We start from the raw sequence: 23,993 nt of genomic DNA on the forward strand, positions 1-23,993 counted from the left end.
GGACGCCACCCTACCGACCTGGCGGAGGCGGTCAGACCTTCCGGAACCACACGCACGCCAGCGGCGGTACGACGATGTCGGCGTGGGCCGGCTGGCCGTGGTGGTCGCCCGCGACGGCCTCGACGGCGCCCAGGTTGCCGACCCCGGAGCCGGTGTAGCCCTCCGCGTCGGTGTTGAGCACCTCCTCCCAACGGCCCTCGCTCGGCAGGCCCAGCCGGAAGTCCCGGTGCGGCACGGCGGAGAAGTTGGCCACGCAGACGACGTCCGGTGCGCCCGGCGTGCGCCGCACGAAGGAGAACGTGTTGCGGGCCGCGTCGTTGGCGTCGATCCAGGAGAACCCCGACGGGTCGTTGTCGCTGCCGAACAGGGCGGGGGAGGCGGCGTACACGTGGTTGAGGTCGCGCACGAGCGACTGCACGCCGCGGTGCTCCGGGTGGTCGAGCAGCCACCAGTCGAGCTCCCGGGCCTCCGCCCACTCCGACTCCTGCCCCAGCTCGCAGCCCATGAAGAGCAGCTGCTTGCCCGGGTGGGCCCACATGAAGGCCAGGTAGGCCCGCAGGTTCGCGAGCTGGCGCCACCGGTCGCCCGGCATCTTGCGCAGCAGCGAGCCCTTCCCGTGCACGACCTCGTCGTGGCTGATCGGCAGCACGAAGTTCTCGGAGAAGGCGTAGACGAGCGAGAACGTCAGCTCGCCGTGGTGGTAGGACCGGTGCACCGGGTCGTGGGCCACGTAGCCCAGCGAGTCGTGCATCCACCCCATGTTCCACTTGAACCCGAAGCCGAGCCCGTCGCTGCTCGTCGGCTTCGTGACCCCCGGCCACGAGGTCGACTCCTCGGCGATCATGACCGCGCCGGGCACCCGCTTGTAGACGGTCGCGTTGGTCTCCTGCAGCAGTTGCACCGCCTCGAGGTTCTCGCGGCCGCCGTGGACGTTGGGCGTCCACTCGCCCTCCTCGCGCGAGTAGTCGAGGTAGAGCATCGAGGCCACCCCGTCGACGCGCAGGCCGTCGGCGTGGAACTCCTCGAGCCAGAAGAGCGCGTTCGCCACGAGGAAGTTGCGCACCTCGCGCCGACCGAAGTTGAAGATGTGGCTGCCCCACTCCTTGTGCCAGCCGCGCTGGGGGTTGGGGTCCTCGTACAGCGGCGTGCCGTCGAAGCGCGCCAGCGCCCACTCGTCGGTGGCGAAGTGGCCGGGCACCCAGTCGAGGATGACGCCGATCCCGGCCTGGTGCAGCCGGTCGACGAGGCGCTTGAAGCCGTCGGGGTCGCCGAAGCGCGCGTCCGTCGCGTAGTACGACGTCACGTGGTAGCCCCACGAGCCGCCGAACGGGTGCTGCATGACGGGCATCAGCTCGACGTGCGTGAACCCGAGGTCGGCCAGGTAGGGCACCAGCTCGTCGGCCAGCTCGTCGTAGGACCGCCCGCGGCGCCACGAGGCCAGGTGGAGCTCGTAGATCGACATGGCCTCCTCGACCGGCTGCTTGCCGGCGCGGGCCGTCATCCACTCGTCGTCGTGCCACTCGTGGTGCGAGGTGTGCACGACCGACGCGGTGCGGGGGGCGACCTCGGTGTGGAACGCCAGCGGGTCCGCCTTCTCCCGCCACACGCCGTCGGCCCCGAGCACGTCGAGCTTGTAGCGCGCACCGGCGCCGACGCCCGGCAGGAACAGCTCCCACACCCCGGACACGCCGAGCTGGCGCATCGGCAGCTCCCGCGAGTCCCAGGACGAGAAGTCGCCCTTGACCCGTACGGCGCGGGCCTGGGGCGCCCAGACCGCGAACGACGTGCCGTGCACGTCGCCGAGCGCGCCGGGGTAGTGGCGCACGTGGGCGCCGAGCACCGTCCAGAGCTGCTCGTGCCGGCCCTCGTTGACGAGGTGGAGGTCCGTCTCGCCGAGCGTGGGGAGGAACCGGTAGGGGTCGTCGACCTCGACGGGCTCCTCCTCGCCGTACGCGATGCGGAGGCGGTAGTCGGGCACGTCGGCGACGGGCAGCACGCCGACCCAGATCCCGCCCCGCTCGTGGGTGAGCGGCACGCGGCCGCCGGCGTGGACGACCTCGACGGCGGTGGCGAGGTGCCGGAGCACCCGCACCGTCACCGCGCCGTCGTGCACGTGGGGGCCGAGCACGGTGTGCGGGTCTCCGTGCTCGCCGGCGACGAGGAGCTCCAGCTCCGCGACGTCGACGGGTGCGGGTCCCGGGGTCGGGCTCGAGGGGGAGGTCATGCGGCTCCGATCCGTGCGATCGCGGCCAGGGGGATGCCCACCCAGCCGGGGCGGTTGCGGGTCTCGTAGACGGTCTCGTAGACCGCCTTGTCCGCGACGTACGCGCTGAGGAGGACCTCCTCGGCGGGGGTCAGTCCCCGTCCGGCGTAGCTCGTGAGGAAGGCGCGGCGGTTGTGCCCGGCCCACTCCTCGGCGCGGTGGTGGCGCTGGCGGGCCGTCGCCTCGTCGGGCGCCTCCAGGGTGCGGGCGGCGACCCGGGGGGCGTAGTCGAACGACCGCAGCATCCCGGCGACGTCGCGCCAGACGGAGTCGGGGCGCACGCGCTCGGCCAGCGGCTTGGCCGGCTCGCCCTCGAAGTCGACGATCTTCCAGCCCTTGGTGGTGCGCAGCGTCTGCCCCAGGTGGAGGTCGCCGTGCACGCGCTGCACGGGCACCTCGTCGAGCTGGGCGACCCGTGCGAACAGGCGGCGCAGGCCCTCGGCGTGCGGCTCCAGCTCCGGCACCACCGCGAGGGCGGCCTCGAGGCGGGAGGTCATCGCGGCGGCCAGCCCGGCGGTGGCGTCGCCGCGCCGTACCTCGACGGGGAAGTGCTGGGCGAGCGCCGCGTGCGTCTCGGCCAGGGCGACGCCCAGGCGGGCGGCCTCGCCGGCGAAGTCGCCGCCGACCTCGTCGGCGTGCAGGTCGGCCTCGGCGAAGAGGTTGCGCACCGAGGCCTGGGCGAGGTCCCACCCGTCGCTGGCCGTGCGCAGGAACTGCTGCAGCATCGCGAGCTGCACGACGCCGCCCTCGACGGCGACGTCGAGCCAGCCGAATAGCTCGGCGGCGTGGGGGGAGCCGGCGCGCGTGAGCACCTCGTGCACCTCGACGTCGGGGTTCACGCCCGGCGTGACCTTGCGGAAGATCTTCATGAGCGCGTCCTCGCCGAACATCACCGACGAGTTGGACTGCTCGCCGCTGAAGAGGCTCGCGCGGGCGTCGACCTCGAGGTCGTGGCCGGGCAGGCGGTGGAAGTCGAGGCCCCCGACCCGCCAGGCGCCCCCAGCCGCGCCGTTCCCCGCCCGGTCGAAGGCGGCGAGCCAGGCGTGGAGGGCGACGCGGTCGTGGGCCGCGTCGTAGACGTGGGCGTACGACGCCGAGCCGTCCTCGTCGGCCGGGAGGCCCGGCACGTCCCACCACCCGACGAAGGCGTGGTCGAGGCGCTCCTGGTGGTCGCGGTAGCAGGCGAGCGGCACCTGGTAGAGCTCCGTCGCCGCCTCGGTGCCGCCCGTGCCCCCGGCGTCGTCGGTGTAGGTCACCTCGACGAGCTCGACGACCACCAGCGGGTCCTCGGCGCCGCCGGTGCCGCCGAGGTCACCGACGCGGTGCACGTCGGAGACCGTGAACGGGCGTCCCTTGCCGCCGAACCAGCGGGCGCGGGCGAGCAGCTCGGTCAGCCGCTCCTCGACGGTGTGGGCGTCGTCGCCCGGCGGGCCGGTCGGCGGGGTGCTCGTCGGGTCGGGCGTCTCGCTCATGCGGATCCTCCGGTGGTGGCGGAGTCGGGGGGCGTGATGCGGAACCAGTAGAAGCCGTAGCCGCCGAGGGTGAGCAGGTACGGCAGCTCGCCGATGCGGGGGAACGGCACGCCGCCGAGGGTCTCGACGAGGTCGCAGCCCTCGAAGCGGCGCAGGTCGAGCTCCACCGGCTGGGGGAAGCGCGACAGGTTGTTGACGCACAGCACCACGTCGCGCTGCCCGTCGGGACCGACGTGCTCACGCACGAACGACAGCACGCTCGGGTTGGAGCCGCCGAGGTCGTGGAACTCGCCGAGGCCGAACGCCGGGTGGCCGCGCCGCACCTGGAGCAGGCGCCGCGTCCAGTGCAGCAGGGACGAGGAGTTCTCGAGCTGCGACTCGACGTTGACGCTCTGGTAGCCGTAGACCGGGTCCTGCACCAGCGGCAGGAAGAGCTTGCCGGGGTTGGCGACCGAGAAGCCGGCGTTGCGGTCGGGGGTCCACTGCATCGGCGTGCGCACGCCGTCGCGGTCACCGAGCCAGATGTTGTCGCCCATGCCGATCTCGTCGCCGTAGTAGAGCACCGGCGAGCCGGGCAGGGAGAGCAGCAGCGCGTTGAACAGCTCGAGGCGGTTGATGTCGTTGTCGAGCAGCGGCGCCAACCGCCGCCGGATGCCGATGTTGGCCTTCATGCGCGGGTCCTGCGCGTACTCGGCCCACATGTAGTCGCGGTCCTCGTCGGTCACCATCTCGAGCGTCAGCTCGTCGTGGTTGCGCAGGAAGATGCCCCACTGGCAGTTGTCGGGGATCGCCGGCGTCTGCTCGAGGATCTCCGAGATCGGGAACCGCGACTCGCGCCGCACCGCCATGAAGATGCGCGGCATGACGGGGAAGTGGAACGCCATGTGGCACTCGTCGCCGCCGGACTCGAAGTCCCCGAAGTACTCCACGACGTCGGCGGGCCACTGGTTGGCCTCGCACAGCAGCACCCGGCCCGGGTAGTTCTCGTCGACGAACTTCCGCACCCGCTTGAGCACGCCGTGGGTCTCCGGGAGGTTCTCGCCGTTGGTGCCCTCGCGCTCGAACAGGTACGGCACGGCGTCGAGGCGGAAGCCGTCCATGCCCATGTCGAGCCAGAACGCCATCGCCTCGATCATCGCCTCCTCGACCTTGGGGTTGTCGAAGTTGAGGTCGGGCTGGTGCGAGAAGAAGCGGTGCCAGAAGTACTGCTGGCGCACCGGGTCCCACGTCCAGTTCGAGGGCTCGGTGTCGACGAAGATGATGCGGGCCTCGTTGTAGAGGTCGTCGTTGTCCGACCAGACGTAGAAGTCGCCGTACGGGCCGTCCGGGTCGGAGCGCGACGCCTGGAACCACGGGTGCGCGTCGCTCGTGTGGTTCATGACGAAGTCGATGATCACGCGGATGCCGCGCTTGTGCGCCTCGTCGAGGAAGTGCCGGAAGTCCTCGATCGTGCCGATCTCGGGATGGACGCCCGTGTAGTCGGCGACGTCGTAGCCGCCGTCGCGCAGCGGCGAGGGGAAGAACGGCGGGATCCACAGGCAGTCGACGCCCAGCCACGCCAGGTAGTCCAGCTTCTCCACGAGTCCGCGGAAGTCGCCGGTGCCGTCGCCGTTGGAGTCCTTGAACGAGCGCACGAGCACCTCGTAGAACACCGCCGTCTTGAACCACTCGGGCTCGATGTTGGCGATCGGCTCGGCGGGCTCGACGTCGGGGGCGTCCGGCACCTCGGGCACCTCGGTGGACAGGGGGCCGTGGGGGAGCGGGTCGTCGTGGGCGGTCATCGCAGGCTCCTGAGGGTCAGCACGTGGGCCGGCTCGTGGCCCGGGTCGAGACGGACGTAGTTGTGCTCGCGCCAGGTCCACGTGTCGCCGGTGAAGACGTCGGTGACCTCGTAGGCGTCTCCCCAGTCGAGACCGAGCGAGGGCATGTCCAGGTGGACGGTGGTCTCCCGCGTGGCGTGCGGGTCCAGGTTGATCACCACGATCACGACGTCGTCTGCTCCATCAGGCCCGGCGGTACCCGTGGCGCGCTTGGAGTAGACCAGCACGTTCTCGTCGTCGCTGTGGTGGATCGTGAGGTTGCGGAGCAGCTGCAGGGCGCGGTGCTCGCGCCGTACCTCGTTGAGGCGGGTGAGGTACGGCGTCAGCGTGCGTCCCTCGGCCTCCGCGGTCTCCCAGTCGCGGATGCGCACCTGGTACTTCTCCGAGTCGAGGTACTCCTCGCTGCCGGGCTTCACCGCGACGTGCTCGAACAGCTCGTAGCCCGCGTAGACCCCGTAGGTCGGGGAGCTGGTGGCGGCGAGGGCCGCACGGATCTTGAAGACCGGGGGCCCGCCGTACTGCAGCGACGCGTGGAGGATGTCGGGGGTGTTGACGAAGAAGTTCGGCCGCATCAGGTGGTCCGTCTCCGAGGTCAGCTCCCGGAGGTACTCCTCGATCTCCCACTTCGCGGTGCGCCAGGTGAAGTAGGTGTAGGACTGGTGGAACCCGATCGCCCCCAGGCCCCGCATCATCGCCGGCTTCGTGAAGGCCTCGGCGAGGAAGATGACGTCGGGGTCGGTGCGGCGGACCTCGCGCAGCAGCCACTCCCAGAAGGCGACCGGCTTCGTGTGGGGGTTGTCGACCCGGAAGATCCGCACCCCGTGGCTCATCCAGAGCTTGACGACGCGGAGCACCTCGCGGCAGATGCCGGTCGGGTCGTTGTCGAAGTTGATCGGGTAGATGTCCTGGTACTTCTTCGGCGGGTTCTCCGCGTAGGCGATCGTGCCGTCCGCTCGCGTCGTGAACCACTCCGGGTTGCTGGTGACCCAGGGGTGGTCGGGCGCGGCCTGGAGCGCCAGGTCGAGGGCGACCTCGAGGCCCAGCTCGCCGGCGCGCGCGACGAACGCGTCGAAGTCGGCGAAGGTGCCGAGGTCGGGGTGGATGGCGTCGTGGCCGCCGTCCTTCGACCCGATGGCCCACGGCGAGCCCGGGTCGTCGGGGCCGGGCGTGAGGGTGTTGTTGGGGCCCTTGCGGTTGACCTCGCCGATCGGGTGGATCGGCGGCAGGTAGACCACGTCGAAGCCGGCGGCGGCCACGGCGTCGAGGCGCTTCGCCGCGGTGCGGAACGTGCCGGACACGACCTTGCCGTCGCTGTCGATGCGGGCGCCCTCGGAGCGGGGGAAGAACTCGTACCAGCTGCCGAAGAGGGCGCGCGGGCGGTCGGCGTAGAACGGGTAGGGGCCCTCGAGCGTCAGCAGCTCGCGCAGCGGGTGGGCTGCCAGCACGGCGGTGAGGGCGGGGTCCTGCAGCGCGGCGAGGCGGGCCCCGGCCGGGTCGCCGGTCGCGGAGGCGGCCTCGAGGCCGGTCGTGACGACGGCCGTCTCCTCGGCGCTCAGGTCGCCCGCCGCGAGGACGCGCTCGAGCAGCAGGCGGCCCTCGAGGAAGGTGAGCTCCACGTCGACACCGGCCGGGACCTTCAGCCCGGCCGCGTGCTGCCACGTGGCGATCGGGTCCGACCACGACTGCACCGTGAACGTCCACGCCCCCTCGACGTCGGGGGTGACGGTCGCGGCGTACTCGTTGGGCTCGGTGGGGTGGAGCTCCATGCGGACCGGGGGGCGCTGCACGCCCGCGGGGTCCGTGAGCACCACCTCGGCGCCCAGCTTGTCGTGACCCTCCCGGAAGACGGTGGCGGTCACGCGGAAGGGTTCGTCCCGGGTCGCCTTGGCCGGTTGGCGGCCGAGGTCGACGACGGGCGCGACGTTCATGACGGGGATGCGTCCGACCATGGTCCCGAACCTAGTGGGTGGGGCCAGACGATCAGGGGGAGCGACGCGCCTTCCGGGCGCTCAGGAGAGCCATGACACGCGCGATCACCAGCGCGATGTAGAGCATCCCGGCGATCTGCTCGAGCATGACCACCGACCGGGCGTGGGGGAGCACGGGCACGACGTCGGACAGGCCGGTGCTCGTCAGCGTCGTGACGGAGAGGAAGAGCAGCTCGACCCAGCTCCGCTGCTGCTCGGCGTCGACCGCCGCGGTGAACGACCCCGGCCAGACGACCTGCACCGCGACGTAGAGGTAGGCGAAGCCCCAGGCCACGACGGTGAAGGTCGCCCCCGTCGCCCAGATCTCGTCGTTGGTGACCTCGTCGTCGTGGAACATGTAACGGATCAGCGCCCACGCCGTGTAGAAGTAGAAGACCGCGTGGAGCAGCGAGGAGCCGACCACGATCGCCCCGTTGTCGGGGCGCATCGCCTCGAGCACCGTGAGCACCACGAGGGGTCCACCCAGCACGAGCGACACCCAGGTCAGCGCCTCCGTGGCGCGCACCGCGAAGACCGCCAGCACCAGCACGACCAGGCCGATCGTGCCGAAGGCACCACGGCCCGTGGCGGAGTCGCCGAGGAACGGGTAGACGAGGATGCCGCCCAGCTGGGTCAGCATGAGCACCGCCGACGGGTGCGCGCGCAGCCAGGCCCAGGAGCCCCGGAGCGGGGAGTAATGCGGTTGTCCGGCCGAGGTCGCCACGGCGAGGATGCTGCCATGTCCGACCGCCCCGCCCCGGCCGACGCCGCCGACAGCCTCGTGCCCGGTGCCGGTCTCGTCGTGCGCGCGGGTCGCCTCGAGCTGCGCGCGGTGACCGACGACCTCCTGGCGCCGCTCGGAGCGCTCGCGGCCGGCGGGATCCACGCTCCCGACGGGATGCCGTTCGCCAGCCCGTGGTCGCTGGCCCCGGCGGACGAGCTGCCGTTCCGGGTGGCGCAGTACCACTGGGGCGTCCGGTCGCGCTTCTCGCCGCAGGCCTGGACCCTGGAGCTCGCGGCCCTGTGGGACGGCGAGCCCGTCGGCGTGCAGGCCGTCGCGACGCGCGACTACCTGCTCACCCGCACCGGCGAGACCGGGTCGTGGCTGGGGGCCGCTCACCAGGGTCGCGGCATCGGCACGGCGATGCGCCGGGCCCTCTGCGTCCTCCTCGTCGACCACCTCGACGCCGCGGAGGTCACCTCGACGGCGTACGCCGACAGCGCCGCGTCCCTCGCGGTCAGCCGGAAGGTGGGCTACGTCCACGACGGCACCTCCCGCGACGTCCGCACCCGGGAGGGTCGGCAGGAGCCGGTGCTGCTCCACCGGCTCGTGCTGCGGCCGGAGGCGCTCGTGCGGGGCGACGTGCCCGTCGAGGTGCGGGGCGTGGCCCCGTTCCGTCGCCTGGTCGGGCTCGACTGAGCGCGCACCGGGGGCGGCTCAGGTCGCCTGGATCACCAGCACCGAGCGGCTGCGCACCTCGAAGTGGTCCCCGGCCTTCACCGGCGTGCCCGGCGGCAGCTCACCGTCGGTCGACAGCACGACCGCGCCCTTCTGCACCCAGTCGTTCTCCGGCAGCAGGATGTGGACGGGCTCGTGGCCGGCGTTGAACCAGATGACGAACGACGCATCCACCTGCTGCTCGCCGCACGGCCCGGGGGCGCGGAGCGGAGCGCCGGAGACGAACATGCCCACCGCGCGCAGGTTGCCGTCGTGCCAGTCCTCGGCCCGCATCTCGCGGCCCGTGGGGTGCAGCCAGGCCAGGTCCTTGGGGCCGCCCTTGATGGTGGGCCGGCCCTCGAACCAGTGTCGCTGCCGCAGCGCCGGGTGCTCCCGCCGCAGCCGGAGGGCGGCCTTGGTGACCTCGTAGACGTCCAGCCACGCGTCGTCGGGGCTCCAGTCGATCCACGACGTGGGGTTGTCCTGGCAGTAGGCGTTGTTGTTGCCGCGCTGCGTGCGCCCCCGCTCGTCACCCGCGGTGATCATCGGGACGCCGTTGGACAGGCACAGGGTGGCCATCATGTTCGCGGCCTGGCGGCGGCGCCGCTCGAGGATCCGGGCGTCGTCGGTCTCGCCCTCGACCCCGTGGTTCCACGACCGGTTGTTGTCGGTCCCGTCCCGGTTGTCCTCGCCGTTGGCCTCGTTGTGCTTGCGGTCGTAGGACACGAGGTCCCGCAGCGTGAAGCCGTCGTGGGCGGTCACGAAGTTGACGGAGTTGTACGCCGAGCGTCCGTCGTCGGCGTACAGGTCGCTGCTGCCGGCGAGCCGCGTCGCGACCTCGTGGAGGCCGGGCGTCTGCCCGCGCCAGAAGTCCCGGGTGCTGTCGCGGTACTGGTCGTTCCACTCCACCCACGGCGGCGGCAGCTCGCCGACCAGGTAGCCGTCCATCGAGGCGTCCCAGGGCTCGGCGATCAGCTTGACGTGGCGCAGCACCGGGTCCTGGCCGATCGCCACGAGCAGGTCGCTCTTCATGTCGACGCGCGAGCCCGTGCGCGTCAGCGCCGACATGAGGTCGAAGCGGAAGCCGTCCACGTGCATCTCGGTGACCCAGTAGCGCAGCGAGTCGAGGATCATCCGCAGCGCCAGCGGGTCCTCGCTGTTGACCGTGTTGCCGCAGCCCGTCACGTCCCAGTAGGTGTCGTCGAAGCGGCCGGACGGGCCCTCGGGCGCGGTCTCGCCCCGCTGCACACGGCGGTAGAACCCCCGGTCGTCGAGTCCGCGGAAGGACAGCGTCGGGCCGAGCGGGCCGGCCTCGGCCGTGTGGTTGTAGACGACGTCGAGGATGACCTCGATGCCGGCGCGGTGGAGGTCCTTGACCATCTGCTTGAACTCGACGACCTGCTGGCCCCGGTCGCCGGCGGCGCTGTAGGCGTTGTGCGGCGCGAAGTAGCCGATCGAGTTGTAGCCCCAGTAGTTGACCGCGCCCCGTTCGGTGAGCCCGGGCTCCGAGAAGAACTGGTGGACGGGGAGCAGCTCGACGGCGGTGACGCCGAGGTCGCGCAGGTAGTCGGTGACCGCCGGCGTCCCGAGGCCCGCGTAGGTGCCCCGCAGGTGCTCCGGCACCCGGTCGTGCAGGGCGGTGAAGCCCTTGACGTGCAGCTCGTAGATGACGGTGTCGCGCCACCGCCGCTTCATCGGCTGCTCGCCCTCCCAGTCGAAGGAGGGGTCGACGACCACGCTCCGCGCGGCGTACGGCGCGGAGTCGTCGTCGTTGCGGAGCGCCGGGTCGTCGAAGCGGTAGCCGAACAGGGCGGGCTGGGGGTCGATCGTGCCGCTGATCGCCTGGGCGTAGGGGTCGAGGAGGAGCTTGGCGGGGTTGAAGCGGAGGCCCTGGGCGGGGTCCCACGGCCCGTCGACGCGGTAGCCGTAGCGCGTTCCGGGGGCGATGTCGGGCAGCGCGCCGTGCCAGATGCCCAGCGAGCGCTCCGTGAGGGCGTGCCGGGTCTCGACGCCCTCGTCGTCGAACACGCACAGCCAGCAAGCGGTCGCGTGGGGTGCGTAGACGGCGAAGTTGGTCGAGGCGGGCGACCAGGTCGCACCGAGCGGCCAGTTGCGACCGGGCCACACGGGGGAGACCTGGCCCTCGAAGCTCCAGAGACCGGGAGTCATGGGCGCCATTGTGGTGGACCGGGGCCGTGGACGTGGCGGTACACCCCTTCTGCCCCCGTCCGGATCGTGGTCCCGGTCACCCGGTACGCCGTACCGTCGGCCGACACGGCACAATGCCGACCGAGCGCTCGGGGAACCGGCCCCACCGGCCGGTCCTGGGCGTACGACCGACACACCGTCAGATCGACAGACGAAAGCGGGAGCGGCATGGGTGAGCACGTCCGACTGGAGGTGGCCGACGGCGTCGGCACCATCCGCCTGGACCGTCCGAAGATGAACGCCATCAGCTTCGCCGTGCAGGCCGAGCTCCGCGAGGTGGCCCGGGAGGCGACCGAACGCGACGACGTGCGTGCGGTGGTCATCTGGGGCGGCGAGCGCGTCTTCGCCGCGGGCAACGACGTCAAGGAGATGGCCGAGGTCTCCTACACGGGCATGGTCGACAAGGCCGGCTCGGTGCAGTCGGCCGTGACGGCGATCGCCGCGATCCCGAAGCCCGTCGTCGCGGCGATCAACGGCTACGCGCTGGGCGGCGGCTGCGAGCTGGCGCTCGCGGCGGACGTGCGCATCGCGGCCGACAACGCGATGCTCGGCCAGCCCGAGATCCTGCTCGGCATCATCCCCGGCGCGGGTGGCACCCAGCGGCTCTCCCGGCTCGTCGGGCCGTCGAAGGCCAAGGACCTCATGTTCACGGGGCGCTTCGTGAAGGCCGACGAGGCGCTCGCGATCGGGCTCGTCGAACGGGTCGTCCCCGCGGCGGAGGTGTACGACGCGGCGCTCGCCTGGGCCGGGCAGTTCACCCAGGCCGCCGCGTTCGCGCTCCGCGCCGTCAAGGAGTCGGTCGACCAGGGCCTCGAGGTCGACCTGGCGACGGGCCTGGCCATCGAGCGCACCCAGTTCGCCGCGGTCTTCGCGACCGAGGACGCCGAGATCGGTCTCCGGTCGTTCGTCGAGAACGGGCCGGGCAAGGCACGGTTCGTCGGCCGATGAGACGCGCGCCGACGCGGCGGTGCGGACCGCGCCGCACGAGCCCCGCCGGACGCCGAGACGTGTGCCACACTGGCGCGCGACGGCTTCCCCCGACGACACCGAGGACGTGACGTGGCCGGAATCTTCAAGCGCGGCGCCGAGACGCCGGCGAGCGACACCACCGCGACGACGAGCACCAGCGCGTCGCCCGACCCGGGCGCGACCACCACCCGGACCCGGCCCTCGGTCTCGGTCGACCAGGTGCGCACCCGCGTCGCCCAGGTGCTGTGGGCGCTGTGCCTGATCGCGGCCACGCTGCTCGCCGTGGCCGCGCTCTGCATCGCGGTGGACGCCAACCAGCAGAACGCGCTCGTCGAGCGCGTCCTCGAGCTCGCGAAGGTCGTCGACCTGAACGTGTTCACCCTCGACGACGGCATCATGGCGTTCACCGGCGACAACGCCGAGACCAAGAACGCCCTCGTCAACTACGGCCTCGGGGCCGCGTTCTACCTGGTGGTGGGCCGGGTCCTGGAGCGGCTCGTCCGCCCCTGACGCCCGTCACCACCACCACAGCGCGGTGAGACGCACGACACGTCGATCCTGCGTTACCTGCTAGTAGCCTCAGCAACACATCCGAGTCACAGGAGGGGCCGCGAGGCCACACGCCATGAACATTGTTGTCTGTGTGAAGCATGTCCCGGACGCCACGGCGGACCGGAAGTTCGAGTCCGACAACACGGTGGACCGGGCGGGCGTCGACGGTCTGCTGTCGGAGCTCGACGAGTACGCCGTGGAGCAGGCCCTGCAGCTCCGCGAGAGCCGCGAGGGCGAGGAGATCGAGATCACCGCGCTGACGGTGGGTCCCGAGAAGGCGCTCGACGCCGTGCGCAAGGCGCTGCAGATGGGTGTCGACAAGGGCGTCCACGTCAGCGACGAGGCCATCGCCGGGTCCGACTACCTCGGCACCTCGCTGGTGCTCGCGAAGGCGATCGAGAAGCTGGGCGCGGAGAAGCCGGTCGACATCGTCTTCTTCGGCATGGCCTCCACCGACGCCTCCGGCGGCGTGGTGCCGGCGATGGTGGCCGAGCGCCTCAACCTCCCGCAGGTCACGCTCGCCGCCCTCGTGCAGTCGCAGGGCGACCAGGTCCGGATCAAGCGCGACGGCGACACCGCGACCGAGGTCATCGGCGCGACCCTGCCGATCGTGCTCTCGGTGACGGACCAGTCCGGCGAGGCGCGCTACCCCTCGTTCAAGGGGATCATGGCCGCCAAGAAGAAGCCGGTGGAGACCTACTCCCTGGCCGACCTGGGCGTCGACCCGAGCGAGGTCGGTGCCGGTGCGGCCACGACCACGGTCGAGGACACCTCCGCCCGCCCGCCGCGCACGGCCGGCGAGATCGTGACCGACGAGGACGGCTCCGGCGCCGAGGCGCTCGCCGGTTTCCTCGCGTCCAAGAAGTTCATCTGAGAAGGGTTGGGGACGAGTCATGTCTGAGGTTCTGGTCCTCGTCGACCACGTCGACGGAGCGGTCCGCAAGCCGACCTTCGAGCTGCTGGCGATCGCGAAGAAGCTGGGCACGCCCGCTGCCGTGTTCATCGGCGGCGCCGGCGAGGCCGCCGACGCGGCCGCGGCCGTGAAGAAGTACGGCGCGGAGAAGGTGTACGTCGTCGACGACGCCGAGATCAAGGGTTACCTGGTGGCCCCGAAGGCCGAGGCGCTCGCGCAGCTGGTGGAGAAGACCTCCCCGGCCGCCGTGCTCATCGTGTCGGGTGCGGAGGGCAAGGAGGTCGGCGCCCGCCTCGCGGTCAAGACCGGCTCCGGTCTCATCACCGACGCCGTCGACGTGGCCGAGGACGGCACGGCGACCCAGTCGGTCTTCGCGGGCAACTACACGCTGACCGGCAAGGTCACGAAGGGCACGCCGATCATCACCGTCAAGCCGAACTCCGCCAGCGCGGAGGAGGGCGAGGGTGCCGGCACGGTCGAGGAGGTCGCGGTGACGATCTCCGACGCCGCCAAGACGGCGCAGATCGTGGCCTCGCAGCCGCGGCAGGCGTCGGGTCGCCCCGAGCTCACCGAGGCCGCCATCGTCGTCTCCGGCGGCCGTGGCACCGGCGGCGACTTCGCGCCGGTCGAGAAGCTGGCGGACGCGCTCGGCGCGGCCGTCGGTGCCTCGCGCGCCGCGGTGGACTCCGGCTGGATCCCCCACACCTTCCAGGTGGGGCAGACCGGCAAGACCGTCTCGCCGCAGCTGTACGTCGCGAACGGCATCTCGGGCGCCATCCAGCACCGAGCCGGCATGCAGACGTCGAAGACGATCGTCGCGGTCAACAAGGACGAGGAGGCGCCGATCTTCGAGCTCGTCGACTTCGGCGTCGTGGGCGACCTGCACAGCGTCCTGCCGGCCCTGGCCGACGCCGTCGAGGCCCGCAAGGGCTGAGGCCCCGGCAGCACCCGCTAGCACCCGCAGCACCAGCACCACCTGCACCACCGACCGCGGTGGGAGCGCCCGTTCGACGGGACGCTCCCACCGCGGTCGCGTTTCCGCCGTACCCTCGTCGGCATGAGCACCGAGGAGGTCCTGGCCGCAGCGACGCGGGCCCGGGAGGCGGCGTACGAGCTGGCCACCGCGACCCGCGCGACGAAGGACGCGGCGCTGGAGGCCATGGCGACGGCCCTCGCCGGGCACGAGCCGGCCATCCTGGCCGCCAACGCCGTGGACGTGGAGCGGGCCGAGGAGAACGGCACCGCGCCCAACATCGTCGACCGCCTGCGGCTGACGCCCGACCGGCTCGCGCAGATGGCCCAGGGCCTGCGCGAGGTCGCGGCGCTGCCGGACCCGGTGGGGGAGGTGGTCCGTGGTGGCGCCCTGCCCAACGGGCTCGAGCTGCGCCAGGTGCGCGTGCCCTTCGGTGTCGTCGGCATGATCTACGAGGCCCGTCCCAACGTCACCGCCGACGCGGCCGGCATCTGCCTCAAGTCGGGCAACGCGGTGCTCCTGCGTGGCTCCTCGAGCGCTCGCTCCAGCAACGCGGCGATCGTGGCGGCCCTCCGTGAGGCCGTCGTCGACGCCGGCCTGCCCGCCGACGTCGTCCAGCTGGTGCCCGGGGACACCCACGAGAGCGTCAAGGCCCTCATGCGGGCCCGCGGCCTCGTCGACGTGCTCATCCCGCGCGGCGGTGCCGGTCTCATCCGGTCGGTGGTCGAGGAGTCGACGGTGCCCGTGATCGAGACGGGCGTGGGCAACTGCCACGTGTACGTCGACGCCTCGGCCGACCTCGAGAAGGCGCTGGCCATCGTGGTCAACGCGAAGACCCAGCGCACGTCGGTCTGCAACGCCGCCGAGTCGCTGCTGGTGCACGCCGACGTGGCCGACGACTTCCTCCCGCTCGTCATCGACGCGCTCGCGGAGCGCGGGGTGCGGATCCACGGCGACGCCCGCTTCGGCGAGTACGACGGCATCGAGCCCGCCACCGAGGAGGACTACGCGACCGAGTACCTCTCGCTCGACATCGCCGCCGCCGTCGTGGACGACCTGGAGGCCGCGATCGCCCACATCCGGCGCTACTCCTCGGGCCACTCCGACGCGATCGTCACCGAGTCGCAGTCGGCGGCGCGTCGCTTCGTCGCGGCCGTCGACTCCGCGGCGGTGCTCGTCAACGCGTCGACGCGGTTCACGGACGGCGGCGAGTTCGGCTTCGGCGCGGAGATCGGGATCAGCACCCAGAAGCTGCACGCGCGCGGGCCGATGGGCCTGCCCGAGATGACGTCCACGAAGTACGTCGTCACCGGCGACGGGCACGTGCGGTGACCCGTGGCGGCAACGCGACCCGGTGGGCACTAGGATCACCCGCATGTCGCTGAGTGAGTTCGCCGTGGTCGCCTCCGAGGCCGGTGGCGAGGGCCACAGCCCCTGGCCCTACGTCGTGGGCGGGGTCGTCCTGCTGATCTTCCTCCTCCTGCTGGCCGGTCTGCTCGCCTTCGCCGGTGGTCGCGAGCACAGCTGAGGTGCCGCCTCTTGCCACGGGGCGCCGCATCGGGGTGATGGGCGGAACCTTCGACCCCATCCACCACGGCCACCTCGTGGCGGCCTCCGAGGTGCAGTCGTTCTTCGACCTCGACGAGGTCGTGTTCGTGCCCACGGGCGACCCCTGGCAGAAGTCCGACCGGCGGGTCTCCCCGGCGGAGCACCGCTACCTCATGACGGTCATCGCGACCGCGTCGAACCCGCGCTTCCGGGTCTCGCGCGTCGACATCGACCGGGGCGGTCCGACGTACACCGTCGACACGCTCCGCGACCTGCGCGACCAGCTGCCGGGCGCCGAGCTGTTCTTCATCACCGGCGCCGACGCGCTGGCCAACATCTTCACGTGGCGCGACACCTCCGAGATGTTCGACCTGGCCCAGTTCGTCGGGGTGACCCGGCCCGGCTACGCGATGGACGCCGCGTCGCTGGCGTCGATCCCCGACCGCCGCGTCACCATGTTGGAGATCCCCGCCCTGGCGATCTCCTCGACCGACTGCCGCGAGCGCACGGAGCGGGGCGAGCCGGTGTGGTACCTGGTGCCCGACGGCGTCGTGCAGTACATCGGCAAGCACCACCTCTACGAGTCCTCCACGAAAGGCCCCGCATGACCGCCACCGACCGAGCCGTCGAGCTGGTGCACGCCGCTGCGCGCGCCGCCTCCGACAAGCTCGCGACCGACCTCCTCGCCTTCGACGTGAGCGAGCAGCTCGCGATCACCGACGCGTTCCTGCTCGCCTCCGCCTCCAACGAGCGCCAGGTCAAGGCCGTCGTCGACGAGGTCGAGGACAAGCTGCGCGAGATCGGCGCGAAGCCGGTCCGCCGCGAGGGCGAGCGTGACGGCCGCTGGGTGCTCATCGACTACGGCGACGTGGTCGTGCACGTGCAGCACGAGGAGGAGCGCCGCTTCTACGCCCTCGAGCGCCTCTGGCGCGACTGTCCGACGATCGGCCTGCCCGCCGACGTCACGGGCCCCGCGGGCGCCCCGTCCGCCGAGGCGTGAACGACCTCCGCGCCGGTCTCCGCACGCTCGTGCTGCTGCGGCACGGCCAGACGACCTGGAACGCGGAGCACCGCATCCAGGGTCAGGTCGACGCCGAGCTGAGCGCGACCGGGCGGGCGCAGGCGGCGCGGGTCGCGCCGTACGTCGCCTCCCTGGGCCCCGTCGCGATCTGGAGCTCCGACCTGCAGCGTGCGGCGGTGACGGCGTCGCACGTCGCCGAGGCCGCCGGCCTGACGGTGCGCACCGACGCGCGCCTGCGTGAGTTCGGCCTGGGGGAGCGGGAGGGCGTGACGCACGCGGAGTACGGCGCGGCCCACCCCGCCGAGTACGAGGACTTCGTCACCGGGCGGTGGAGCTCGGTGCCTGGCGCGGAGACGCTGACCGCGGTGCGGTCCCGGCTGGAGGCGTGCCTCGACGAGCTGGCCGACGCGGTCGCGCCGGGCGGGACCGCGGTGGCCGTGTCCCACGGGGCCGCGCTGCGCGTCGCCGTGGAGGCGCTGGTGGCCGGGACGCAGACCGAGCCGTCGGCGTACGGGGGGATGCACAACTGCGGCGTCGCCATGCTCCAGGAGCGTCCGCTGCGGCGTGACGGCGAGCCGCGGTGGCGGCTCGTGGCCTACAACCGCACGGTCGAGGAGCTCTCCGCCACGCAGGGGGACCCCCGATTCGCGTCGGTGCGGGCGACAGGCTAATCTTCCTTCTCGTTGCTCAGCGGGAGACCGCAGGGAAACGGATGGGGCTGTGGCGCAGCTGGTAGCGCATCTGCATGGCATGCAGAGGGTCAGGGGTTCGAGTCCCCTCAGCTCCACCATCATCGACGAAGCGCCCCGGGATCACCCGGGGCGCTTCGTCGTTCTCCTGGCTCCTGCCCGGGACGTCATGCGGAGTGGCGCCCCGGGCGACCGCGGCGCATGACGTCCCGGGCAGGAGCCGAGGGCGACGGACCCCTGAGCGTCCTCAGGGTCCTCTGTGGTCCGGCGCGCACACTGGGCCCGTGAGCACGGGTACCGATCGGGTGGCGCGGGTCGCGCCGTACGTCGCGGGGATGGTCGCCGGCGCGGCGATGCTGGCGGTGGGCGAGGCCCTGGCCGCGCTCCTGCGCCAACGGACGGGGCCGGTGGCCGCCGTCGCCGAGCTGGTCCGCGACCTGACGCCCGCGGGGCTCGTCAAGGGGTTCATCGAGCTGGTCGGCACCGCCGACAAGCCGATCCTGGTCGCCGTCGTGACGGTGGGCGCCCTCGCGCTGTGCGCGCTGGCGGGCCGCTGGCGCTTCGGCTGGGTCGTGCTCGTCGGCCTCGGCGTGCTGGCGAGCGTCGCCGTCCTCGTGAACCCGGGGGAGAGCGGGGTGGGGGCGGCCCAGGCGGCCCTCGTCGTGCCGCCGGGCCTGGCGACCTGCGTCGGCGTCGCGTGCCTGGCGGTGCTGCAGGACGCGGACCGTGCTGCCGCGCGCCAGGAGCGGGACGGCACGGGCGGTGCCGGCCGGCGTCGCTTCCTCGTCATCGCCGGCGGGGTCGCCGTGACCGCCGTCGTCCTGGGAGCGGCCGGTCGGTTCGCCGGGCGCTCGCGCCGCACGGTCGAGGCGGCACGGGCGGCGCTGCTCGACCGCCTCCGCGCGACGCCGGGCGAGGTGCCCGCGGGTGCCCAGCTGGACGTGCCGGGGGTGGGGCGGTGGCAGGTGCCGGGGGAGCAGTTCTACCGCATCGACACCGCGTTCGCGGTGCCGCTGGTCGACCCCGACGCGTGGCGCCTCCGGATCCACGGCATGGTGGAGAAGGAGCTGGAGCTGTCGTTCGCCGACCTGCTCGACCGGCCCGCCACCGAGGCGTGGACCACCCTGTGCTGCGTGTCCAACCCGGTGGGCGGCGACCTCATCGGCAACGCCTGGTGGACGGGGGTGCGGATCGCCCCGCTACTCGCGGAGGCGGGGGTGAAGGCCGGGGCCGACGCCGTGCTCCAGACCTCGGAGGACGGGTGGACCTGCGGCACCCCGCTCGGCGTGCTCACCGACGACCGTGACGCGATGCTCGCCTACGCGATGAACGGCGAGCCGCTGCCCATCGAGCACGGCTTCCCGGTGCGGGTCGTCGTGCCGGGTCTCTACGGGTACGTGTCGGCCACCAAGTGGGTGGTCGACCTCGAGGTCACCACGTTCGACGCCTTCGAGGCCTACTGGACGCAGCGCGGCTGGGCCGAGGAGGGGCCGGTCAAGACGCAGTCGCGCGTCCTCGTGCCGCGCAACGGCGCCGACGTGCGTGCCGGGGAGATCGACATCGCCGGCGACGCCTGGGCGCAGCACCGGGGGATCCAGAAGGTCGAGGTGCAGGTCGACGGCGGCCCCTGGACGACGTGCGATCTCGGGACCGTGCCGAGCGCCGACACCTGGGTGCAGTGGTCCACCCGGGTCTCCTGCGGGCCCGGCGACCACACCGTCGTGGTGCGGGCCACCGACGGTGACGGGGAGACCCAGACGTCGGTGCGCACCGACGTGGTGCCCGACGGCGCGAGCGGGTGGCACGAGGTGCGGTTCACCGCGGGGTGAGTCTTTCTTGACTCGATCAAGAAAACGCGGCAGGGTGGTCGTCATGACCCTGGCACCCGACCTCCAGCAGATGCTGCGCGGTGCCGCCCTCCGCGTGACGCGTCCGCGGCTGGCGGTGCTGGGCGCGGTCCACGCCCACCCCCACGCCGACACCGACACCGTGATCGGCGCCGTGCGGCGCGACCTGCCGTCGGTCTCGCACCAGGCGGTCTACGACTGCCTGAGCGCGCTGACCACCGCCGGGCTCGTGCGCCGGATCCAGCCGGCCGGCTCCGTCGCGCGCTACGAGGCGCGGATCGGTGACAACCACCACCACGTGGTGTGCCGCAGCTGCGGTGCGGTGGCCGACGTCGACTGTGCCGTCGGGCACGCCCCCTGCCTGACGGCCGAGGACGACCACGGCTTCGCCATCGACGAGGCCGAGGTCATCTACTGGGGCACGTGCCCCACCTGCGCCGCGACCGACGTGGCGGCGGGTGCCGCCTCCGTCGTCGCGAGCCCCTGAGACTCCCCTGCTCTCCAGTCCGCAACCACCGGAAGGAACTTGATGTCCACCGAGCCCACTCCTGGCAACGAGCACGGCCAGATCACGACCGACGAGCCCGTACCGGCGCCCGGCGAGGCGTCGGGCTGCCCCGTCGCGCACGGCGACGTGCTTCCCCACCCGACGCAGGGTGAGCCGAACCGCGTGTGGTGGCCCAACCGCCTGAACGTCGACATCCTGGCCAAGCACGCCCCGGCCAAGGACCCGATGGACCCCGACTTCGACTACGCCGCGGAGTTCCAGACGCTCGACCTCGCGGCGCTGAAGCAGGACATCGCCCACGTCCTCACCGACTCGCAGCCCTGGTGGCCGGCCGACTTCGGCACCTACGGCCCCTTCATGATCCGCATGGCGTGGCACTCGGCGGGCACCTACCGCGTCTTCGACGGCCGCGGTGGCGCCGGCGCCGGCATGCAGCGGTTCGCGCCGCTCAACAGCTGGCCCGACAACGTCAACCTCGACAAGGCCCGGCGCCTGCTCTGGCCGGTCAAGAAGAAGTACGGCAAGAAGATCTCGTGGGCCGACCTCATGGTGCTCACGGGCAACGTGGCGCTCGAGGAGATGGGCTTCACGACCTTCGGCTTCGCCGGCGGTCGTGCCGACGTCTGGGAGCCGGACGACGACGTCTACTGGGGCGCCGAGACCGAGTGGCTCGGCACCGACAAGCGCTACTCGGGTGACCGCGAGCTGGAGAAGCCGCTCGGCGCGACCACCATGGGTCTCATCTACGTGAACCCCGAGGGCCCCGAGGGTCAGCCCGACCCGCTGGCCGCCGCCCGCGACATCCGCGAGACGTTCGGCCGCATGGCGATGAACGACGAGGAGACCGTCGCCCTCATCGCCGGTGGTCACACCTTCGGCAAGACGCACGGCGCTCACCAGGACGACAAGCTCGGCCCGGACCCGGAGGCCGCGCCCCTGGAGAACCAGGGCATCGGCTGGAAGAACGGCTACGGCGCCGGCAACGGTGCGGACACGGTCACCAGCGGTCTGGAGGTCACCTGGACCTACCACCCGACCCGCTGGGACAACGAGTTCTTCCACATCCTCTTCGCCTACGAGTGGGAGCTCTTCCAGAGCCCCGCGGGCGCGAACCAGTGGCGGCCGAAGAACGGCGCCGGCGCCGACATGGTGCCGCACGCCCACGGCGAGGGCCGGCAGGAGCCGCGCATGCTCACCACCGACCTGGCGCTGCGCTTCGACCCGGTCTACGAGCAGATCTCGCGCAAGTTCAAGGACGACCCGGTCGCCTTCGGCGACGCGTTCGCCCGCGCCTGGTTCAAGCTCACCCACCGCGACATGGGCCCGATCCAGCGCTACCTCGGTCCCGAGGTCCCGACCGAGACCCTCATCTGGCAGGACCCCGTCCCGGCGGCGGACTACGAGGCGATCGACGGCGAGGACATCGCGTTCCTCAAGAGCGAGGTCCTCAGCTCGGGCCTGTCCGTCGGCGAGCTCGCCGGTACGGCGTGGGCGTCGGCCTCGACGTACCGCTCCAGCGACAAGCGGGGCGGCGCCAACGGTGCGCGCATCCGCCTGGAGCCCCAGAAGGGCTGGGAGGTCAACAACCCCGACCAGCTCGCCCGGGTGCTGGGCGTGCTCGAGGGCATCGCGGACCGCTTCAACGCCCAGGCCGGCGACAAGCGCGTCTCCCTGGCCGACCTGATCGTGCTCGCGGGCTCCGCGGCGGTCGAGCAGGCGGCGAAGGAGGGCGGCGTCGACATCGAGGTGCCGTTCACCCCGGGTCGCACCGACGCCACGCTCGAGCAGACCGACGTCGAGTCGTTCAGCCACCTCGAGCCCGTCGCCGACGGCTTCCGCAACTGGCTGGGCAAGGGCAACCGCCTCCCGGCGGAGTTCCTGTTCATCGACCGCGCCAACCTGCTGGGCCTCACCGCCCCGGAGGCGACCGTGCTCGTCGGCGGCCTGCGGGTGCTCGGCACGAACACCGATGGCTCCAGCACCGGCGTGTTCACGGACAAGGTCGGCACCCTGTCGAACGACTTCTTCGTGAACCTGCTCGAGCTCGGCACCGAGTGGGCGCCGACCGACGACACCAAGGAGACCTACACGGGCACGACGGCCACCGGCGAGACCCTCGTCGGCAGCCGGGTGGACCTGGTCTTCGGTGCGAACTCCGAGCTGCGCGCGCTGGCGGAGGTCTACGCCAGCGACGACGCGAAGGAGAAGTTCGTGCGCGACTTCGTCGCCGCGTGGACGAAGGTCATGAACGCGGACCGGTTCGACCTGGCCTGAGCGACCCAGCACGACCCAGCACCACCCCGGCACGGGGCTCGCGGCACACGCCGCGGGCCCCGTTGCCGTCGGGGGCCGCCTCGCGGCGTACGGGCTTGATCGGGCGCACTAGCGTCACGACATGGCGATCAGCAAGGGTGACACGGTCCACTGGAACACCTCGCAGGGCGAGACGACGGGAACGGCGAAGGAGAAGAAGACCAAGCCGTTCCAGCACGACAAGCAGGACTTCAAGGCGAGCGAGGACGAGCCGTACTGGATCGTCGAGTCGGAGAAGACCGGCGCCACGGCCGCCCACAAGGAGTCGAGCCTCCGCAAGGGCTGACCCCTCCCGGAGACGAACCGGGTCGTGGCCCCAGCGCTACGTAAAACGGTGCGCTGGGGCCACGACCCGGGTGACGACGGGGATCAGGCCGCGCCCGGCTTGAACAGCGCGCTGGGGGCGGCCTGCTCGCCCACGACCTCGAACCGCTGGCGGGGCAGCGCGTCGGGGTTGTGGGCCTGCACCCAGCCGACGAGCCGCTCGCGCACGAAGCAGCGCAGGTCGAAGAGCGTGCCGGGGTCGTCGGCGGTGACGCTGGCGCGCACCTGCACGAAGCCCTGCACGGCGCTGGTGACGACGAGACCGCTGGAGCGGCCGTTGTAGAGCGACGTCTCGCCGAGGCAGCGCTCGAACTCCGCCCGGAGCCCCTGGAGGTCGATGCGCCAGTCGAGGTCGAGCTCGACGGTGCCCATCATCTCGGAGTCCTTGCGGGTCCAGTTCTGGAAGGGCGTGTTGGTGAAGTAGGTGCAGGGGAGCACCAGGCGGCGGTCGTCCCAGAGCTTCACCACGACGTACGACAGCGTGATCTCCTCGATCGTGCCGTACTCGTCCTCCACGATGACGACGTCGTCGATGCGGATCGCGTCGCTGAAGGCCAGCTGCATCCCGGCGAACAGGTTGCCCAGCGTCGACTGGGCGGCGAGGGCCGCGACGACGGAGACGAGACCGGCCGAGGCGAGCAGGCTCGCGCCGACGGCGCGCACGCCGTCGAAGCTGAGCAGCACGGCGCCGAAGGCGAGCACCACGATCGCGACCACCACGACGCGGCGCGCGACCTGCACCTGCGTGCGGATGCGCTTGGCGTTGCGGGGGTCCAGCTCGAGGTCGGCGCGGCGCAGGGCTGCGTCGACCACGAAGAGCACGACGACGGCGAGCAGCCAGGCGCCGTTGACGATGACGAGGATGCGCAGCCCGAGGGCGAGGGTGTCCCACATCTCGGCGCCGTCGCCGCGCGGTCGGTTGGCGGCCACGACGGCGTTGAGGCCGACGACGAGCACCAGCACCCGGAAGGGGAAGCGGGCGGCGCGGACGAGGGCCTCTGCGGGGGGCCAGCGGCGTCCTAGGCGCTTGACGGCAGCGGGCACGGCGAACCCCAGCGCGACGGCCACGGCGACGACGATCCCCGTGGACACGAGCAGGTCGGTGATTCCTGAGGGCATCACCCCACGGTGGCAAAGACCCGGGGGGTCAGCCAAGTGAGACGCCTCG

The 23,993-nt window shown here is 72.0% G+C and carries 21 protein-coding genes and 1 tRNA gene; 15 read left to right on the top strand and 7 right to left on the bottom strand.

Annotated features, from left to right (window positions below):
• Positions 1-31 precede the first annotated feature (31 nt).
• Genes glgB through PIR53_03250 form a run of 5 tightly spaced genes read right to left on the bottom strand, consistent with a single transcriptional unit; the run spans position 32 to position 8,162 of the window.
• Positions 32-2,224: a 1,4-alpha-glucan branching protein GlgB gene (glgB, locus tag PIR53_03230; protein WZH53012.1), complete on the bottom strand. Its 2,193-nt coding sequence runs from the start codon at positions 2,222-2,224 to the stop codon at positions 32-34.
• Positions 2,221-3,735 (bottom strand): hypothetical protein, encoded by a 1,515-nt coding sequence (locus PIR53_03235; GenBank protein WZH53013.1) that lies wholly within the window; start codon positions 3,733-3,735, stop codon positions 2,221-2,223. The genes glgB and PIR53_03235 overlap by 4 nt, the downstream gene beginning before the upstream one ends.
• Positions 3,732-5,516 carry a maltose alpha-D-glucosyltransferase gene (gene treS, locus PIR53_03240; GenBank protein WZH53014.1) on the bottom strand — a complete coding sequence of 595 codons (1,785 nt, stop codon included), beginning with the start codon at positions 5,514-5,516 and terminating at the stop codon, positions 3,732-3,734. Before treS ends, PIR53_03235 begins: the two co-directional genes overlap by 4 nt.
• The gene (locus PIR53_03245) at positions 5,513-7,504 is read right to left on the bottom strand and encodes an alpha-1,4-glucan--maltose-1-phosphate maltosyltransferase (GenBank protein WZH53015.1); all 1,992 of its coding nucleotides are present in this window, start codon (positions 7,502-7,504) and stop codon (positions 5,513-5,515) included. The genes treS and PIR53_03245 overlap by 4 nt, the downstream gene beginning before the upstream one ends.
• A 31-nt stretch (positions 7,505-7,535) precedes the next feature.
• A complete protein-coding gene (locus PIR53_03250; GenBank protein WZH53016.1) occupies positions 7,536-8,162 on the bottom strand; it encodes an ion channel in 627 nt (208 codons plus the stop codon).
• Between the two features lie 99 nt (positions 8,163-8,261).
• Between PIR53_03250 and PIR53_03255 the strand changes: the two genes are divergently transcribed.
• Positions 8,262-8,942: a GNAT family protein gene (locus PIR53_03255; protein WZH53017.1), complete on the top strand. Its 681-nt coding sequence runs from the start codon at positions 8,262-8,264 to the stop codon at positions 8,940-8,942.
• Positions 8,943-8,960: 18 nt separating this feature from the next.
• On the opposite strand, the gene glgX is transcribed toward PIR53_03255, so the two are convergent.
• On the bottom strand, positions 8,961-11,129 hold the full coding sequence (gene glgX, locus PIR53_03260) for a glycogen debranching protein GlgX (protein ID WZH53018.1): 2,169 nt from the start codon (positions 11,127-11,129) through the stop codon (positions 8,961-8,963).
• Between the two features lie 207 nt (positions 11,130-11,336).
• Here glgX and PIR53_03265 point away from each other — a divergent pair, with 207 nt between their 5' ends.
• The 14 genes from PIR53_03265 to PIR53_03330 all read left to right on the top strand — a co-directional run bounded on the left by PIR53_03265 (position 11,337) and on the right by PIR53_03330 (position 22,787).
• Complete coding sequence (locus PIR53_03265; GenBank protein WZH53019.1) at positions 11,337-12,116, top strand: enoyl-CoA hydratase-related protein; 780 nt, start codon at positions 11,337-11,339, stop codon at positions 12,114-12,116.
• 111 nt (positions 12,117-12,227) lie between these two features.
• Positions 12,228-12,647 carry a hypothetical protein gene (locus tag PIR53_03270; protein ID WZH53020.1) on the top strand — a complete coding sequence of 140 codons (420 nt, stop codon included), beginning with the start codon at positions 12,228-12,230 and terminating at the stop codon, positions 12,645-12,647.
• Between the two features lie 133 nt (positions 12,648-12,780).
• Entirely contained in the window at positions 12,781-13,563 is a 783-nt protein-coding gene (locus PIR53_03275) for an electron transfer flavoprotein subunit beta/FixA family protein (protein ID WZH53021.1), read from the top strand.
• Positions 13,564-13,582: 19 nt separating this feature from the next.
• Positions 13,583-14,536, top strand: a complete 954-nt coding sequence (locus PIR53_03280; GenBank protein WZH53022.1) for an electron transfer flavoprotein subunit alpha/FixB family protein — start codon at positions 13,583-13,585, stop codon at positions 14,534-14,536.
• Between the two features lie 123 nt (positions 14,537-14,659).
• On the top strand, positions 14,660-15,907 hold the full coding sequence (locus PIR53_03285; GenBank protein ID WZH53023.1) for a glutamate-5-semialdehyde dehydrogenase: 1,248 nt from the start codon (positions 14,660-14,662) through the stop codon (positions 15,905-15,907).
• Between the two features lie 43 nt (positions 15,908-15,950).
• Complete coding sequence (locus tag PIR53_03290) at positions 15,951-16,103, top strand: hypothetical protein (GenBank protein ID WZH53024.1); 153 nt, start codon at positions 15,951-15,953, stop codon at positions 16,101-16,103.
• Position 16,104: 1 nt separating this feature from the next.
• The gene (gene nadD / locus PIR53_03295; protein WZH53025.1) at positions 16,105-16,731 is read left to right on the top strand and encodes a nicotinate-nucleotide adenylyltransferase; all 627 of its coding nucleotides are present in this window, start codon (positions 16,105-16,107) and stop codon (positions 16,729-16,731) included.
• Positions 16,728-17,123 carry a ribosome silencing factor gene (rsfS, locus tag PIR53_03300; protein ID WZH53026.1) on the top strand — a complete coding sequence of 132 codons (396 nt, stop codon included), beginning with the start codon at positions 16,728-16,730 and terminating at the stop codon, positions 17,121-17,123. Before nadD ends, rsfS begins: the two co-directional genes overlap by 4 nt.
• Positions 17,120-17,815 (top strand): histidine phosphatase family protein, encoded by a 696-nt coding sequence (locus PIR53_03305; GenBank protein ID WZH53027.1) that lies wholly within the window; start codon positions 17,120-17,122, stop codon positions 17,813-17,815. Before rsfS ends, PIR53_03305 begins: the two co-directional genes overlap by 4 nt.
• Positions 17,816-17,858: 43 nt before the next feature.
• Positions 17,859-17,934: transfer RNA gene (locus PIR53_03310), tRNA-Ala, on the top strand.
• A gap of 183 nt (positions 17,935-18,117) precedes the next feature.
• Positions 18,118-19,662, top strand: a complete 1,545-nt coding sequence (locus tag PIR53_03315) for a molybdopterin-dependent oxidoreductase (GenBank protein ID WZH53028.1) — start codon at positions 18,118-18,120, stop codon at positions 19,660-19,662.
• A gap of 43 nt (positions 19,663-19,705) precedes the next feature.
• Complete coding sequence (locus PIR53_03320) at positions 19,706-20,167, top strand: Fur family transcriptional regulator (GenBank protein WZH53029.1); 462 nt, start codon at positions 19,706-19,708, stop codon at positions 20,165-20,167.
• A 42-nt stretch (positions 20,168-20,209) separates the two neighbouring features.
• Complete coding sequence (gene katG / locus PIR53_03325; protein WZH53030.1) at positions 20,210-22,462, top strand: catalase/peroxidase HPI; 2,253 nt, start codon at positions 20,210-20,212, stop codon at positions 22,460-22,462.
• A 121-nt stretch (positions 22,463-22,583) separates the two neighbouring features.
• Positions 22,584-22,787: a DUF2945 domain-containing protein gene (locus tag PIR53_03330; protein WZH53031.1), complete on the top strand. Its 204-nt coding sequence runs from the start codon at positions 22,584-22,586 to the stop codon at positions 22,785-22,787.
• Positions 22,788-22,870: 83 nt separating this feature from the next.
• Here the strand turns inward: PIR53_03330 and PIR53_03335 are convergent, their stop codons facing one another.
• Positions 22,871-23,944 carry a mechanosensitive ion channel gene (locus tag PIR53_03335; GenBank protein WZH53032.1) on the bottom strand — a complete coding sequence of 358 codons (1,074 nt, stop codon included), beginning with the start codon at positions 23,942-23,944 and terminating at the stop codon, positions 22,871-22,873.
• Positions 23,945-23,993 lie beyond the last annotated feature (49 nt).

The sequence above is a fragment of the Nocardioides alkalitolerans genome (genome assembly GCA_038184435.1).
GTDB classification, from domain to species: domain Bacteria; phylum Actinomycetota; class Actinomycetes; order Propionibacteriales; family Nocardioidaceae; genus Nocardioides; species Nocardioides alkalitolerans_A.